This window comes from Bartonella sp. MU37NMGALS (assembly GCF_042194015.1).
GTDB lineage: Bacteria > Pseudomonadota > Alphaproteobacteria > Rhizobiales > Rhizobiaceae > Bartonella > Bartonella grahamii.
Window position 1 is genome coordinate 1 of the sequence record NZ_JBHIML010000021.1, and the last position, 16018, is coordinate 16018.

The 16018-nt window shown below is 36.2% G+C and carries 9 protein-coding genes and 2 pseudogenes; 5 read left to right on the plus strand and 6 right to left on the minus strand.

The annotated features are described in order from the left end of the window. Positions 1-1729 precede the first annotated feature (1729 nt). Both ACFIJP_RS07815 and alr read right to left on the minus strand, forming a co-directional pair. Positions 1730-2383: pseudogene (locus ACFIJP_RS07815) on the minus strand (type ISP restriction/modification enzyme); the annotation flags it as partial. A gap of 528 nt (positions 2384-2911) precedes the next feature. Further along, positions 2912-4027: an alanine racemase gene (alr, locus tag ACFIJP_RS07820; RefSeq protein WP_375626776.1), complete on the minus strand. Its 1116-nt coding sequence runs from the start codon at positions 4025-4027 to the stop codon at positions 2912-2914. A gap of 1059 nt (positions 4028-5086) precedes the next feature. Here alr and ACFIJP_RS07825 point away from each other — a divergent pair. Further along, complete coding sequence (locus ACFIJP_RS07825; protein WP_375626778.1) at positions 5087-5914, plus strand: ferredoxin--NADP reductase; 828 nt, start codon at positions 5087-5089, stop codon at positions 5912-5914. A 24-nt stretch (positions 5915-5938) separates the two neighbouring features. Next, positions 5939-6381, plus strand: a pseudogene (locus tag ACFIJP_RS07830) (ferredoxin--NADP reductase); the annotation flags it as partial. Here the strand turns inward: ACFIJP_RS07830 and eda are convergent. Then, positions 6360-7025, minus strand: a complete 666-nt coding sequence (gene eda / locus ACFIJP_RS07835) for a bifunctional 4-hydroxy-2-oxoglutarate aldolase/2-dehydro-3-deoxy-phosphogluconate aldolase (RefSeq protein WP_375626780.1) — start codon at positions 7023-7025, stop codon at positions 6360-6362. The pseudogene ACFIJP_RS07830 and the gene eda sit on opposite strands and share 22 nt — an antisense overlap. 115 nt (positions 7026-7140) lie before the next feature. On the opposite strand from eda, the gene ACFIJP_RS07840 reads away from it, so the two are divergent. The 3 genes from ACFIJP_RS07840 to ACFIJP_RS07850 all read left to right on the plus strand — a co-directional run bounded on the left by ACFIJP_RS07840 (position 7141) and on the right by ACFIJP_RS07850 (position 11557). Next, positions 7141-8058, plus strand: coding sequence for a rhodanese-related sulfurtransferase (locus ACFIJP_RS07840; protein ID WP_375626782.1), 918 nt, complete (start codon positions 7141-7143; stop codon positions 8056-8058). 1705 nt (positions 8059-9763) lie between these two features. Further along, on the plus strand, positions 9764-10897 hold the full coding sequence (locus ACFIJP_RS07845) for a type III PLP-dependent enzyme (protein ID WP_375626784.1): 1134 nt from the start codon (positions 9764-9766) through the stop codon (positions 10895-10897). Positions 10898-10972: 75 nt separating this feature from the next. Next, positions 10973-11557: a GNAT family N-acetyltransferase gene (locus tag ACFIJP_RS07850; protein WP_375626786.1), complete on the plus strand. Its 585-nt coding sequence runs from the start codon at positions 10973-10975 to the stop codon at positions 11555-11557. Positions 11558-12507: 950 nt separating this feature from the next. On the opposite strand, the gene ACFIJP_RS07855 is transcribed toward ACFIJP_RS07850, so the two are convergent. The 3 genes from ACFIJP_RS07855 to ACFIJP_RS07865 form a co-directional block, all read right to left on the minus strand. Then, on the minus strand, positions 12508-14079 hold the full coding sequence (locus ACFIJP_RS07855; RefSeq protein ID WP_375626788.1) for a DHA2 family efflux MFS transporter permease subunit: 1572 nt from the start codon (positions 14077-14079) through the stop codon (positions 12508-12510). 22 nt (positions 14080-14101) lie between these two features. Continuing rightward, positions 14102-15196: an HlyD family secretion protein gene (locus tag ACFIJP_RS07860; RefSeq protein WP_375626789.1), complete on the minus strand. Its 1095-nt coding sequence runs from the start codon at positions 15194-15196 to the stop codon at positions 14102-14104. 155 nt (positions 15197-15351) lie between these two features. Next, positions 15352-15744 (minus strand): Fur family transcriptional regulator, encoded by a 393-nt coding sequence (locus ACFIJP_RS07865; RefSeq protein WP_015856750.1) that lies wholly within the window; start codon positions 15742-15744, stop codon positions 15352-15354. Between the last annotated feature and the right edge of the window lie 274 nt (positions 15745-16018).

Below are 16018 nucleotides of genomic sequence, written 5' to 3' on the forward strand. Positions count from 1 at the left end.
AATCTCTTAAGGCTCTAATTCGAGTTAAGAAATGACCATCGATATATTCACAATCATCAATAAATTCGTATTTTTTTTCAGGCTCTTGTTGATTAACAGACGCGGTTTCATTTGCAATATTAGAGATAACGGGGGTGTTGTTTGAGATATTTTTCATAATTAAAACCTACATGTTTATATGTTTGTTATTGACAACCCTTTAAGGGCGTCGGGCGTTAACAAACACGGCATGTAGTCCGTTGCTTACACTTTTCCCATAAGGGTATTGTATGGTGTAAGCACACCCGACAAAATCATCATATATGCTAATTAAAGCATAAAAGATAGCCAGTTTTTAAAAGCTTTGGAAAGATTGTATCGTAATCTATCCGCTACATGTTTAGTGTTTGTTAATCACTTGATTATTTGTGTAACAAAATACGTATTTATTGTCAATTAATTTATAATTTTTTTTGATATTTTTTCTTATTTTTTAAATACGTTATGTATTGATAATATCTTATGCTTATTAATTGCTTCTTTTATATTTATGTGCTTTTAAAGCTATATTATAGGTTTTATTAAACGATTGCGTTATTTTCTGAATCTATACATTTATAATATTTAGAAAAGCTCTCATAATGCGTATTTTAAACTTTATAACCTATCAATTTTGTTACTAAATGAATTTTAAATTTTTTGTGAATTTTGTTTATAAGGGGCTTTAATTTAAACGACCTTAATAGCACCGCGCTCTTATAACAAATGCTTTCATTTGCATTTTTGCTTTCTCTATAGCTGTTATGTTCTTTATAGCCATGGCATCATTTTTCATGTTCATAAGAGAAATGATAAATAGGATATATGATAATTGTGATTTATAGACCGTTATGAAAACACTTATGAAAACATCTCAATAGAAACTGATCATTATAGAGATGAGCAAAATCCCTTTTAATAAACTTTTGTCATTTTTGTCAGTTCTTTTTAGAACCTATATCATTTTTTTTAAATGAGAGAAAATTAAAATCATTATATTTCAATAAGTTAAGTTTTATGAATTTTTCAAAATACAACTTATTAAAACTGCCATAACAAATAAATACAACTGTAAATATATATTTGTCAATTTATGTCAGTACATTGAAGCGACAAAAGTGATCATTTAGTGAATGATTAAAACATGTCTTATGAGAGTATGTAATCTTTAAAGCCTTTCAAAAGATAGTTTGTAACTCATAAGAAATGTTATCAAGACCATTATGGTTATGAGTTTTGGAGGTTTAGGGGTTTTTGGGGGTTTTGGAGGTGCTTTTTACGCCGCCCCCTTTACATATTTTTCAATAAAAAATAAAAGTTTATTATATTTCAATATGTTAACTTTTATCAAGTTTCAAAAAAAAACAACTTATATCAAAATACAACCTGTAAATTCAACTAATGCTATATGTTTTGTAGGGGTTTTGGGGGGGGTAGAAACATTCAAAACCTATAAGTAATATAAGAAAATGAATATATATATATAACCCTCTTTAAACAAAGCTATCATTTTAGATTACGATATAATCTTTTAAAGGCAATCCAAATAAGAGTATCTAAAATTGCAAGTTTCTTCTTTTTAGAATAACGCATATAGACTATCCTTTTAGGATTATATGTAAGCAACTTAACAAAAGAGGTATAGATATGATTATAAGCTCTATACCCCTTGTGAGGTCAACATGCCTATCATCTGAGCATGCTTTATAAGTTATTCGGTTTCTCTAATTTCTAATTTTGGTAAGTTCTTAACAATTTTCATTGTTTCCAAACTTACAGTAATAACCCTTTGGAATAACTCCAATGGATAAGCAGGGTTGCCAACGGTTTCAACAGCATAGCTATTGGCATCATTAATAATGCCACTCTTTTTATCAGTCTTTACGCATTGACGCCCCATAACCCATTCAAGAGCGGATTTACCATTTACAATATAGCTATAAGCTTCCTTAGGTATATCTGTCATTGTGATATTGCTATTGTAAATAACAGTTGATTTATCTTTTTCTTTACCTGCTTTTGCGAATTTCATTTCAGTTACATAATAAAACTTTTCTGGATTAGAGATCTCTGTAATTTTTGGATTACCCTTTTTAAAGGTCACGGGATAAGGTTCCACATCTTCATAATTTACATGCAAATGACCCAATTCACGTCCTGCTGTTACAAACTTCCAAAAATCATCGGCACTCTTTACACAAGGAATACGAGGCAATTCTTTGCATAAATTATGTGCATAACGTGTACGATAATCTTTTGAATGGAAAATCCCATAAACGTAATAGAATAAATCATCTTTCGTGATTTTTTCATTAGGATAAGCCGCTTTAAAATGGTCTAACCCTTCATCCGTAATGGTGCAACGATAAATCCATTGAGCACCACTATCTTTACGCTCTATGAAGGAGGAAGCTGGCACTATCATATACTTTGCCAGCGCCTAATGGGTATAGCCCTTGGCACTTGAGGTGGTTCATAAGAGGTATTATTCCTTCCTTAAATCATTTTTATCTACACATAGTCCAGCTTGTGGTATGCAAGCGAATGATTTTGATTGCTTCACTATGAAAAAAGCTAAAAATAAGAGAAACTTACGAGACTGGATGTTTTTTTGATATATAGAGAGTTAATATTTTGGTTTCATTGGGCAATTAATTTTAAAAGCTTTGCAGTAGATTCTTTTTTGTCAATTTATGGAGAAAAGGCTAAGCTTTTGTATTTTGGGTGAAAGCTACTTCCATAAAACAGCCCATCCACTTGTCTATTTTGAGATTTCTGTGAATGTGCGGTGTCTATGACCATTCTATGTGATTGATTGTTGTAAAATCTTTCGTAAAAGCCCCTCAATTTTCTACGATGATGATTTTTATCAATTTATTTCTTTAAAGAGTTTTTATATGTAAATGTATTTGTAGCGGGAGCCAAGAGATGTTAGAATTTCATTGGGAAGGGTACCGGCATCTATAGATACTTTTTCAAGTGTTTGATGGGGTCCAATGAGTTCTACCCAGTCACCTGTTTGAGGTTTTTGATCAAGATCGGTCGTATCTACAATAATGGAATCCATAGAAATCCGCCCAACCATGGGAAGTTTGTGCCCTTTGAAATAAACTGTTCCTTTATTCGAAAGAGCACGGAGCCAACCGTCTGCATAGCCTATAGAAATGGTTGCAAGAGTGCTTGGTCTGTTGGTTATAAAGCTTGCTCCATAACCAACAGGTGCTCTTGCATCAACAACGCGGTTTTGAATGACTTGGGCTTCAAGTTTTAAAACAGGTTTCAAAGGTGATGGGTGTTTTCCTCGCGGATCAACTCCGTAAAGCGCAATGCCTGGACGAACAAGATCAAAATAAAAATCTGATCCTAGAAAGATACCTCCAGAATTAGCAAAGGAAACTTTGCAAGCAGGCAATTGCGCAAGGATGGTTTTTAAAGTAGCCAATTGTGTATAATTGGATGAATGTGTTTTGTCTTCTCCATTCGCGAGGTGACTGAGAATATATTTTATTTCTGCTTTTTCGAAAATTGTAGGGTGTTTGATGAGTTTTTGTAATTCTTTTTGATCCAGTCCTAATCGGTTCATATGGGTATCGATTTGAACAATTGCTGGAAATTTTTTATCTTTTTTTTGACAAATTTTTTGCCAATTTTCAATGGCATTCCAAGAGTTTAGAACAGGAACAATACCAGATTGTGCGACAAATTCTTCTGCTAAGTGTGGAAGTCCATTCAGAAGAGCAATCGTGACATTTGATGGTAAAATGCTTTTTAATTGGAGTGCTTCTATGATTTGGGCGACAAAAAAAGTGCGACAACCAGCTTGATAAAGGGCAGGAGCAATTTTGTGAGCTCCTAATCCATAGGCATTTGCCTTTACAACTGCTGAACATTGTGTTGGAGCTACACGTTTGGCTAAAGTGATATAATTGGAAACAATGGCACTGACATCGATGGTTGCTACAGCTACATAGAGTGATGTATTGATTTCATCATTAACGGATTTTTTCATTTTAAAAGCTTATCTGTGTTCGTGAAATACGGAGTTTTTTGGTTATTTCATTGAGGTTCTTTACGATATAGGGAAAGACACTATTTTCCATGGTCAAAATCATAAGGAGCTTATACTGAATTACACACCATTAAAGTCGTTTTTTATGTAAAATGGTACTCTGGATATAAGAGATATTTTAGTTTTATTTGTGTTATTAGCAACACGGTATCTTCTAATAATTTGTAAAACATAGACTTTTGTTTTTTACTTATTTTTCCTAGTTGAGGCATATAAAAAAATAAAACATAGTTTATTGTATTGTATCATTTTGAAGAGTGCAATATTAGGCTGTTGTTGCTGGTGCGATTGTTTGGATTAAACATTGCATTGGCTGCTTATTTAGAGAAGGTAAAATGATTAAATTAACCACTCTAAATCAATGCATTACGAGTTTTCTGTCAAGAGTGGGAAGATCATTCATCTGTGCAATTTTGGATGTCGTCTCATGCATTTAAAGTTATTTTTGTTAAATGGAAAACAGAGTGTAAACACTTTCTAATACATTGAAAACTGTTGATTTAGAAAACCCGTTGATTTGGATATCGTTTGATTGGTTTTTAGTGAAATCAATTTTATCGCTTATAGAGCGCGTTAGACTCATTTATTTATGGATATCTATGGAAAGAGCAATGTAAAAAGGTCCGTAAGGAAAACAATAGATGTAATACTGGAAATTTTGTTGGAGATTCGTGCGGTTATCGTTCAATCAACAAAAATTTTATCTCTCTTATTTGAAGGTTTTTGGGTCATAAGTTTTCTCAAGCGAGAGAGTGTTATAGCGTTACAATGGAAAAATATGCATTATGTGTTAAAGGGAAAAGAGCCCCATGACTGTTTAATACTCAAAGTTTTTGTTTTTCTTTGAATGGGATTTGTATCCGCATTTTCCTCATTCGTTTAATAAAGTGTTAATCTTGAGATTTTTGTTTTAAGAAAATTGTTGGCAGATGGTTATGCAAGTACTATATCACGTCAAGGATTCAAAATTTAACGTTCAATAAAGATATGGGGAAGAGTATGAATACGTCTGCTACCAATGTTCCGTCAAACATCAGCAGCGTTGCAGATTTTCCGATTCCTGAGAATGTGTTCGCCCTTACTGTCCAAGAGGTTTGTCACTATACAGATCGGTTATTTAAATTCCGTTTGAATCGTCCGGATAGTTTTCGTTTTCGTTCGGGTGAGTTTGTTATGATCGGTTTGCCAAATGCAGAAAAGCCGATTTATCGCGCTTATTCGATTGCAAGTCCTTTTTGGGATGAACAGCTTGAGTTTTTTTCGATAAAAGTTCCAGGGGGACCTTTAACCGAGCATCTCCAAAAAATTAAAATTGGTGATACAGTTCTCATGCGTAAAAAATCTACAGGAACACTGGTTCTTGATGCTCTTATTCCTGGAAAACGTCTTTATCTTCTTTCAACTGGGACGGGGGTTGCTCCTTTTGCAAGCCTTATTCGTGATCCTGAAACTTATGAAAAATTTTCAGAAGTTGTCCTTATTCAAACAACGCGTGAGCAGAGTGAGTTAGTTTATGCAAAAGATCTTGTTTCCTCTTTGCAACAAGATCCACTCATTGGAGAGTATGCACAACAGTTGAGATTTTATCCTATGACTACTCGTGAACCTTCTGAGCATATGGGGCGTATTACGACTGTTATGGAGAGCGGGTGCTTTTTCGAAACAACAGGGCTTCCTAAAATTCATCCTGATGAAGATCGGGTGATGATTTGTGGTTCCATGGCAATGTTAAAAGATTGTGCAAGGATGTGTGAAAGTTTTGGTCTTGTTGAAGGGGCCAATAATGCTCCTGCTACTTATGTTGTAGAGCGCGCTTTTGTGGAGTAATGATTGGGAAAGTTGATGCTTTAGCTTCTTTCAACTGGGACGGGGGGGGCTCCTTTTGCAAGCCTTATTCGTGATCCTGACACTTATGAAAAATTTTCAGAAGTTGTGCTTATTTAAATAATGCGTGAGCAGAATGAGTTAATTTATGCAAAAGATCTTTTTTCCTCTTTGCAACAAGATCCTCTCATTGGAGCATATGCACAACAGTTGAAATTTTATTTTATGACCACTCGTGAGCTTTCTGAGCATATGGGGCGTACTACGACTGTTATGGAGAGTAGGTGCTTTTTTGAAACAAGCGGCTTTGAAACAATAGCACTCCCCAAATTTCATCTCGCTGAAGATCGGGTGATGATTTGTGGTTCTATGGCAATGTTAAAAGATTGTGCAAGGATGTTTGAAAGCTTTGATTTTGTTGAAGGGGCTGATGTTCTTGCACTTTACATTATATTGTAGAAAGAGCTTTTTTCGAGGGAGAGGGAAGTTGTGATGCAGTATATACTAATGCAGTAATCGAATCCCAATCACTTATTGCAATAAGTTGTTGGGGCGCTATCCAAGAACCACCAACGCAGAAGACGTTAGGCAGTTGGAGCCATTGTGTTGCACTTTTTTGTGTAATACCGCCTGTTGGGCAAAACCGGATATCAGAGAAGGGAGATGCTAAAGCTTCGATGAAGGAAATACCTCCAGCGGCTTCAGCTGGGAAAAATTTAAGATATGAATAGCCTTTGTTTAATGCTTGCATGAGTTCACTTGGGGTCATTGCAGCGGGAAGAAGGGGAATTTCACTATTTTTTGCACAATTGATTAATTCATTGGATAATCCGGGGCTTACAATAAACTTGGCTCCAGCTTGTTCGGCTTTTTCGTAATGTGTTGTGTTGAGAATTGTGCCGGCTCCAACAATTGCTTCAGGGACTTCTTGTGTAATTTTCTGAATTGCTTTGAGGGCATTTGGTGTTCGCAAGGTGATCTCAATTGTTTTTAATCCACCTTTGACAAGAGCGCGTGTTAAGGGTACAGCACTTTGTAGATTGTCAATGAGCAAAACAGGTATAACAGTTTGTCCTTGGAGATATAATAAAAGCTTTTCTCTTTTTTGGCACATGATATTTTTTCTTCTTGGAGATGATATTATTTGTATCGTTTGATTAAGCACAATATGTTAAAGAGTACATGAATAAATCTTGAAATTGAATGAAACGCGCGTTATGGCAAAACACATGGAAAAGAATTTTAAAGTTGCTGCACTTTATTGCTTTGCAGATTTGAAACATTATCATCAATTACAAAAACCTTTGCAGGAATTATGTCAAGCAAAGGATATCAAAGGCACTCTGCTTTTAGCACAAGAGGGAATTAATGGAACGGTTGCTGGTTCTTGTGCTGCGATTGAGGCGTTGGTGGATTTTCTTACCGCTGAGCCAGCGTTTCAAACGCCAGAGATTAAATATTCATGGGCATCAAAAATGCCTTTTCATCGCATGAAAGTGCGGTTGAAAAAAGAGATTGTGACAATGGGGGTTGAAGGGGTTGATCCGCTAAAAGTTGTGGGTACTTATGTGGATCCTGAAGATTGGAATGCTCTTATTCAAGATGAAGAGACAATTTTGATCGATACGCGTAATGATTATGAATATGCGATTGGAAGTTTTCAAGGAGCGATTGATCCGCAGATTAAAACATTTCGCGAATTTCCTGAATGGGTTCTCAAGCACGAAGCTGATTTAAAGAAGAAAAAGAAAATTGCTATGTTTTGTACAGGCGGTATTCGGTGTGAAAAATCAACAGCTTATGTTCGTGAGCTTGGTTATGATCAGGTGTACCATTTAAAAGGAGGTATTCTAAAATATTTAGAAAAAATTCCAAAAGAGGAAAGTTTATGGTGGGGTGAGTGTTTTGTTTTTGATGAGCGTGTTTCTGTTCAACATGGTCTTGAAGAATGTGGACGCGAATTATGTCGCGCATGTCGTTCTCCTATCAATGCTGAAAGCAAATTATCGCCTCATTATGAGGAAGGTGTTTCCTGTGATGCTTGTTATAACACGCGTAGTGAAGCCGATAGAGAGCGCTTTCGTGAGCGCCATAGGCAGTTTCAATTGTTGAAGTTGCGTGCAATTGATTCTCATCAAGGGACGTAAGGATAGCGCAGTGTAGCGCTGTAAATTTTAGCATTTTTCTCTTAAATTTAAGAGAGAAGCGTTTTTTATATTGGTAAAAAAATATTTTATAAGACCGGATATTATTCGGTCTTTTTGTTTATGTTAAATTATTTGATTTATAAATAATCATTATAGATCGTTTTCTCTCCTGACATTTTATAGGATTGAGTTTTTAAATACTTTTCATTTTAAAATAGAAACTCTCTTCACCAACAGTGCAGGGGAGGGAGATTTATAGCTTAAGAGAAAAGCGTATGAATAAGATGTGATTAATAAGAGGAGATGAAAAAGCAGATGCTAGGTGGGAAAAATAAAATGATAATAGGAATTTATGATTCCAGAATTTAATATAATACATTAATTTATAATGATAATTTATTTTGATTTGAATAAAAGAGTTAAATATTGTGAACTTTATTGCTTCCAGATTAGATGAGAACGAAACACGTAAAACTCATTCACTTGTACGTTGCAAATGGAAGCAACGTGTGGACAAAAATCATTTTAGAGAAGGTGTTATGAAACATTTCAATGTAGGAGTTTTTGCCATATTGGGAGTTGGCAGATAGAATGGGGGCGTTTGTTTTTAATTTCATAAGTATAAAGAGGGTGAGATGTAGTTGATCTATATCATACAAGTTATATTATACGGGGAATTCTTCATGATATTTTGCTTAAGTGATGCTGTAAAATGGATGTGGAAGCAGGGATGTTTTTTTAGGATTTAAATAAGAAAGATAATGGTATTTGTTGGAGAAGGGCATCATTATCTTTAAAGATGATGGTGCTTCAGTCGTGTTACTATCCCCAGTTTTCAATTTTGCTTATCCTTGCATTTGAGAGGATGTATAAGAGGTACTCCTTTTTTCAATTGTTTTTTATTTGTGATGTGCAAAAGAATGATTTTCATTGATTCATTGTAAGAGGGGTGAAATAAGAGAATTTTATGTTGAGATTTTTGTTTAAGGGCAAAATAATAAATTATCATTATAAATTAATGTGTTGAGTAATTTATTTTGCGTTATTTTCTGCTGCGGATATTAGGAGATAGAATAGGGCAAAGAAACGAGGGGCTTTAAAAGCAAGACAGTGATTTATGTTGCACGGATAATGTAAGGGGTGTGATCTCATGAAAGCGGATGTATAGCTTTGTCTGGTGGAGGAGAGTGTTGTTTTTTCGCATCATTTTATCTTTAAGAATTAAAAAATGTTTAAAATTAAAAAAATGATTGAAATGAGCAAGAATTCGTTTTATAGGACTCCTTGCCCAAAGTCGCACGTGCCTGTGGGTGTCCGCTGGTTCTCAAATGGTGAGATTAACCGGTACGGTACCTGGAACTAACCGCTCCAGTCATTCTTACAGCCAATTGCAAGAATGAGGACATCTTGAAGCAACGACGGTGCGGGCCTTTCTGGTGTCTTCCAGCTTTTAAATGCTGGGATAACTATAGAGGCACACCTCATTGCCTTCAGTGCGGAAGTGGTTTTCTCAACTCCAATCAAAAAGGCAGATAAAATAGAATAACGCGGTTTCGCGCTGTTCTTTCGCTGCATGCAATGCTAATTTCTGGTTTTTTGTAATCAGAATGGGGATGGTTGTTGTGTGTTTTTTGTCCTTTAGCTTTTGGCAGCTTTGGCTGTCCAAGCATAGAGTGGGGGAGTTTTCCCTCAAGGAGAATTGCAGATGGCAACGCAACGTATTCGCGATTTTCTTGCAACACATCGTTCTGAAGGTCCATGCTTAATTGTTGACCTTGATGTTGTTCGTGACAACTATTTAAATTTTGAAAAAGCTCTGCCTCAGTCTCGTATTTTTTACGCAATAAAGGCCAATCCAGCTCCTGAAATCTTGCGTTTGCTGAGTTCTTTAGGATCTTCTTTTGATGCGGCGTCTGTTGCAGAAATTGAAATGGCTTTAAAAGCAGGAGCAACGTCAGAGCGTATTTCTTTTGGGAATACGATTAAAAAAGAGCGTGATATTGCACGAGCATATGCATTGGGAGTTTCACTTTATGCCGTTGATTGTGTTGAAGAAGTAGAAAAAATTGCGCGTGTTGCTCCAGGAGCACGTGTTTTTTGCCGTGTTCTTACTGATGGAAAAGGTGCAGAGTGGCCATTGTCACGCAAATTTGGTTGTGTTCCAGATATGGCGGTTGATGTTCTAAGACGGGCACACCAATTGGGTTTGCAAGCCTATGGTGTCTCTTTTCATGTTGGATCTCAGCAGGTTGATTTGAGTGCGTGGGATCGTGCTTTATCGGATGCTGCTACAGTTTTTAAGCGTTTGGAACAAGAAGGTATTTCGCTGAGGTTGGTGAATATGGGGGGCGGTTTTCCAACGCGTTATTTGAAAGATGTCCCTACAGAACAAGCTTATGGTACAGCAGTTTTTGATTCATTGAAAAAGCATTTTGGTAATCGTATTCCTGAGACGATTATTGAGCCTGGGCGTGCGATGGTTGGCAATGCTGGTGTTATTCGTACAGAAGTTGTTCTAATATCCAAAAAAGCTGATAACGATAATGTACGATGGGTTTATCTTGATATTGGAAAATTTAATGGTCTTGCTGAGACTATGGATGAAGCCATTCGTTATCCTATTGAGACACCTCATGATGATAAGGTTATGGAGCCTTGTATTTTGGCTGGACCAACATGCGATTCCGCAGATGTTCTTTATGAAAAAACACCTTATCCGCTTCCTCTATCCCTAACGATAGGAGATGAAATATTGATTCATGGAACGGGGGCTTACACAACAACTTATGCATCGGTTGCTTTTAATGGTTTTGAGCCTTTACGATCATATGTGATCTGACATTTCCTTTTAACTATAGGTTTTTTGGATTTTTTGCTATGCTCGTCATGGCGCTATAAGAGGGCGGTTATAGAGATGAACATGATGAATTTTCAAACAAAAGATGGGGCATGTTTTACACTTTCATTGGAGCAAGAAGCCGATAAGCCTTATCGAGAAATTTTGCTTGATTCAACGATGGGGTATGGACGTAAACGTAAATCATCAGAGGCTTTACGTCGTGGGCGGTTAGCTGCTCAAGGGCTTTCTTTTGTGGTTAAAAATGCGCTTGGAGAGCTTGTGGGAAGTGTCCGTCTTTGGCATGTTTCTTTTTCTAAAGGAAAAAATAAAACACAACATGCTTTACTTTTGGGCCCCTTGGCTGTTGCATCTGAATGTGCTGGTATGGGAATAGGATCAATCTTAGTCCGCCATGTAATTGAAACAGCAAAAAAATTAGGATATGGCGCCATTTTGCTGGTAGGGGATTTTGAATTTTATCAACGTTTTGGCTTTTCAAATAGTTTAACAGAAAATTTGGCAATGCCTGGTCCTTATGAAAAGCATCGCTTTCAAGCGTTGGAACTGATACCACATTATCTTTCTGGGTGTTATGGCACTTTAGTTCCTAGTGGAGAACGAGAAGTTTCAAATGGTTTTCAGCATCATAAAGTGGCTTGAGGATAGTGTTTATTTTGTTTTTTAACAGCTGGCATTGAGGAGAGCATACTGTTTTGGCGAGTGCCAAAGCATTTAGCGGTACAAAGTTTTTGGGGAGTTGTATTGCGATTTTATTATATGACTTTTTCTTTATGTGGCTGATTTCTTATTTTTGATAATTTCAGTTAAGTGACTAGGAATATATTTAAAGCTCATTTTTGGGGAATAGCGTCCTATTTTATAATATTAAAGGAACTGGATTTTTGAGTGGTCTTGTATTCTTTTAAAGCCGGTATCATCATGCAGTTTTCCAGTTTTCAATATCGTTGGTAGATCTTGCATCAAAACGGTTGGATATTTTACTTTTTTCTTAAACAGTTTTTATCTCTTTGCTTTTTATGTAAAAGGGAATAGTTGCAATTGGCATGAGAGTATCTCATACAAAATGATTTTCTCATGTAAAATTTCGCATTCAGAATCAAAAAATGTTACCCTACACATTATAAGGGAAATAGGTGTGTGAATAAAAATCACAAGAATCATCAATCTTTTATGAATATTCGTGTGAGAATCAAAAGAGTGAAGGACAAAGAATCTTACAGAATAGTTTTTATGAAGATAGTAGCGTAAAAAGGGGGGGGTAAATAGATGAGAGATTTAATGACAGGCGCAAATATTGTTTTAACGTTTTTTTCTCTATGGTGATAAATCAGAAATCTTATAGAAATAGCTGCTTTATCTTTATGGTGTGGAGCACTTTAGATAAGCTCTTTATTTATTATCATCTAAGATAATTTTTGTATGCGAGAAGTTATTTTTAAATGCGTAAAGAGCCCGCATTGAACTGAATTTTTATCAGAAGAATCATTTAGAATCACAAGTTGATTTATACTGTCTCTTGAAAAGAGATAAAGTACATAGGAAGCTCTAAAGTCATAAGGATGAAAAATATTTCTCAATTTTAATTAAGTTTAGTGATTTGGTGGTGAATCCATGAGAGGTGGTATTTTTTTAAGAAAAATGGTCATAACTGTCAAAGTACCAAAGATAATGGTTATGATAAAGAAAATATCACTAAAAGCCATAATCGTTGCTTGTATGCGTACCATACCAAACAATTGAGAAAGAGCCAGAGTATAGGAATCAAAGGTTTCTGTTTTGAAAAACAAAGTAAGCTTTGAAAGCATTTCTGTTGCTTGTCTGTTTCCGTGGTTAAGCGTTTCAGCTATTCGTTCATAATGGAAGTCTGTGCGTTTTGTCATGAGAGTGCTGATAATGGCAAGCCCTACAGCACCACCTAGATTCCGTGTGAGATTAAAGAGTCCAGAAGCATTTTGCATTCGTTCTGGCGGGAGTGTTCCCAAGGCAATATTATTAATAGGAACCATACACAACATCACAGAAGCACCACGGAAAACTTGCGGCCAAAAGAGTTGCAAAAAATCCCAGTTATCTGTGATAGAGCTCGCCATCCAAGTGCCTACTGCAAAACCCAAAAGTCCTATTGCCATCATTAAACGTGCATCCATTCGTGCTGAAAGAAATCCAGCAAGCGGAGCAGTTAATAACATGGCGAATCCTGAAAGAAACAATGTTTCTCCAATCATGAGGGCATCATAATGGCGGATTTGGCTTAAATAGACAGGATAAAGATATGTAAGTCCATAAAGACCTATTCCTAGTGCAAAGGAAAAAATGGATGCAGCAGAAAAATTAAAATTAGAAAAAGTAGAGAGATCTACAATGGGTTCTTTTGCTGTAAAAGCACGCCAGAAGAATAAGGCTGCAGCAAGAATCATAATAATGAACAAATCCCGAATCAGCCTATCACTCAGCCAATCATGACGTGCTCCTTCTTCTAGAACATACTCTAAAGTTCCCAAGAAAGTAGCCATAGAAATGAGTCCTAACCAATCAAATTTCTTCATTAAAGAGGGATCAGCTTTATCAAAATCAATTAATTTCCAAGCGAGAATTGATATGATAATCCCGAAGGGTACATTGATGAGAAAGAGCCAATGCCATGATGAGAGATGACAAATGTAACCTCCCACGGTTGGACCAATGGTGGGGGCTAATGTTGCGACCAGTCCGACGATAGGGGTAACAATGGGACGTTTGGAAGGAGGAAAAAGGACATAGGAGGCGACAAAAACACTAGGGATAATTCCACCACCAATAAAACCTTGTAGTGCGCGATATAAAATCATCTCTCCGATAGATGTTGCCGTTGCACAAAGAACAGAAGTAATCGTAAAACCGATAGCTGATAAGGTAAAGAAAACACGTGTTGAAAGCAATCGTCCTAAAAATCCAGAAAGCGGCAACATGATGACTTCAGCGATAAGGTAGGAGGTTTGAACCCATGAAATTTCTTCAGAGCTTGCTGCAAGCCCCGCTTGAATTTCAGCTAAAGAAGAGGAAACGATTTGGATATCTAAGATTGCCATAAACATGCCAAAAGACATAGCAATAAAAACTACAATTTTGTGCAATCCAATGCTTTCTTGAGACTGTATGGGCTCTGGTATGGAAGATGTCATCGTAAGATCTTCTACTTTTTTGTTATAAGAGACTTTTATCTTGTGGCTTTGTACGTGTATCAACTTTCACTGAAACACTCATTCCTGCTCGGATATGTCCGTTTTTTAAGACTTCTTCTGGAATAGAAATACGTACGGGAATGCGCTGGACAATCTTTGTAAAGTTACCAGTAGCATTTTGTGGAGGCAAAAGAGAAAAAACAGCGCCTGTTGCGGGCGAAATAGAAAGCACTTTTCCTGTAAAAAACTCCTTTTTGAAGGCATCAATAGCAATATAAGCCTTTTGTCCTGGGTGAATATTTTGCAACTGTGTTTCTTTATAGTTTGCTTCAATATAAAGTGCATGTATGGGGACTAACGCCGCAAGACGTTGGCCATTTACAACAAAATCTCCCGTTTTTGCTGTTAAATTTCCTATAACTCCATCAAATGGCGCTCGTATAATGGTCGAATCAAGATCACGTTGTGCTTTTTCACGCGAGAGTTCTAAACTCTTTGTTTGGCTTTCTATTTCACTTCGTTGCGCTTCTAGCACTCGGATATTTGCACGTGCTGCAGCTATTTGTGCATCCGCTCTGTTAACATTCGCAATGGCTTGTTCATAAGCTGATTTGGCATCATCAACATCGGATTGAGGAGCATAACGATTTTTTTTCAGTTCTGTTACACGTTTTAAGCTGAGTTGTGCATTGGTTGCTATGGCTGAAGCAGCGGCTTTTTGTGCTTTTGCATCATCTAAAGCACTACGAGCGGCTGTGATTTGTGCATCAATGCGTAGAAGTGTTTTTTTCTGTGTGTTAAGATGCGCTTCTGTTTGATCCAAGGCTATTTGATAATCACCATTGTCTAGGTAAAATAAAACATCGTCCTTTTTTACAACTTGGTTGGCTTTAATGGCAATTTTTTCAATATATCCATTTAATTTAGTCGCAATAGCTGCTATATCTCCTTGCACATAGGCATCTTCAGTAGCGAGTATATAACGCCATTGCGTTACCCACTTATAGCTAAACCAAATAACAAAAAGTGCAAAGATAATAAGAAGAGCCTTGATTGCTTTCTTTTGTTGCGTTTTATTGAAATTTTTGGTCGAAAAAATTGTCTCAGCTACGGACATGATTTTATACTTTCAATATTTATGTTCCACTGAGTATAATAAACCTATCGCTATAGACTAGGGTGATATACATGCAAGGACGATAAGAGCTTTTCAAACAATAAGATAATTTCCGAAACATAATGCTAAAAATATGAACTTGCAAGTTCAAGGTCTTATTTTGTTACGCATTTTTTACAAAGACCTCGTACTTCTAGGGTGCTTTTGTGGGCTTGGAAGTCAACAGCTTGAACCATCTGTTTTAAACTCGATACAATCGTTTGATTTTGTATTTCATTGACTGTACCACAGTTTTCGCAAATTATAAACGTTGTAAGTTCATGTTGACAGTTTTCAGGGTGTAAACAGACCATAAAGGCATTTACACTTTCAAGACGATGAATACACTTTAACTGTACGAGTTTTTCTAACGCACGATAAACTTGGAGAGGTGCACGAAAGCCTTCTTCGCGTAAGTGATTGAGAATCGCATAAGCACTTAAAGGCCCTTTTGCATTTTTTAAAGTGTTTAAAACCAATGTTTGGTTACGCGTCAGTTTAGATGACATTGACATCTTCCTTTTGCTCTCATGGCAAAGCATAAAGCGTGTAAGAGGTTTATGCAATGGTGATTATAGAATATGTACTCTATCTTTAGCCTTTTACATGACATCATTGTGATATGTAAGAAAAGTTGCAATCGTTGTGAGGGGAGGGGTATTATAATCTGAAAGCCGCTGTTATCTAGTAAGGAACTTTTATACGCTTTTTATTTTAGTGTAATGTATTGAAATACAACCAGATGTTTATGTTATTTTATTTTAAAAAAAGTAAAAAATGATA

What these genes read in the sequence shown, in the direction of transcription:
- alr (WP_375626776.1), bottom strand. Translation starts at nt 4,027, where the DNA reads ATGAAAAAATCCGTTAATGATGAAATCAATACATCACTCTATGTAGCT.
- ACFIJP_RS07825 (WP_375626778.1), top strand. Translation starts at nt 5,087, where the DNA reads ATGAATACGTCTGCTACCAATGTTCCGTCAAACATCAGCAGCGTTGCA.
- eda (WP_375626780.1), bottom strand. Translation starts at nt 7,025, where the DNA reads ATGTGCCAAAAAAGAGAAAAGCTTTTATTATATCTCCAAGGACAAACT.
- ACFIJP_RS07840 (WP_375626782.1), top strand. Translation starts at nt 7,141, where the DNA reads ATGGAAAAGAATTTTAAAGTTGCTGCACTTTATTGCTTTGCAGATTTG.
- ACFIJP_RS07845 (WP_375626784.1), top strand. Translation starts at nt 9,764, where the DNA reads ATGGCAACGCAACGTATTCGCGATTTTCTTGCAACACATCGTTCTGAA.
- ACFIJP_RS07850 (WP_375626786.1), top strand. Translation starts at nt 10,973, where the DNA reads ATGAACATGATGAATTTTCAAACAAAAGATGGGGCATGTTTTACACTT.
- ACFIJP_RS07855 (WP_375626788.1), bottom strand. Translation starts at nt 14,079, where the DNA reads ATGACATCTTCCATACCAGAGCCCATACAGTCTCAAGAAAGCATTGGA.
- ACFIJP_RS07860 (WP_375626789.1), bottom strand. Translation starts at nt 15,196, where the DNA reads ATGTCCGTAGCTGAGACAATTTTTTCGACCAAAAATTTCAATAAAACG.
- ACFIJP_RS07865 (WP_015856750.1), bottom strand. Translation starts at nt 15,744, where the DNA reads ATGTCATCTAAACTGACGCGTAACCAAACATTGGTTTTAAACACTTTA.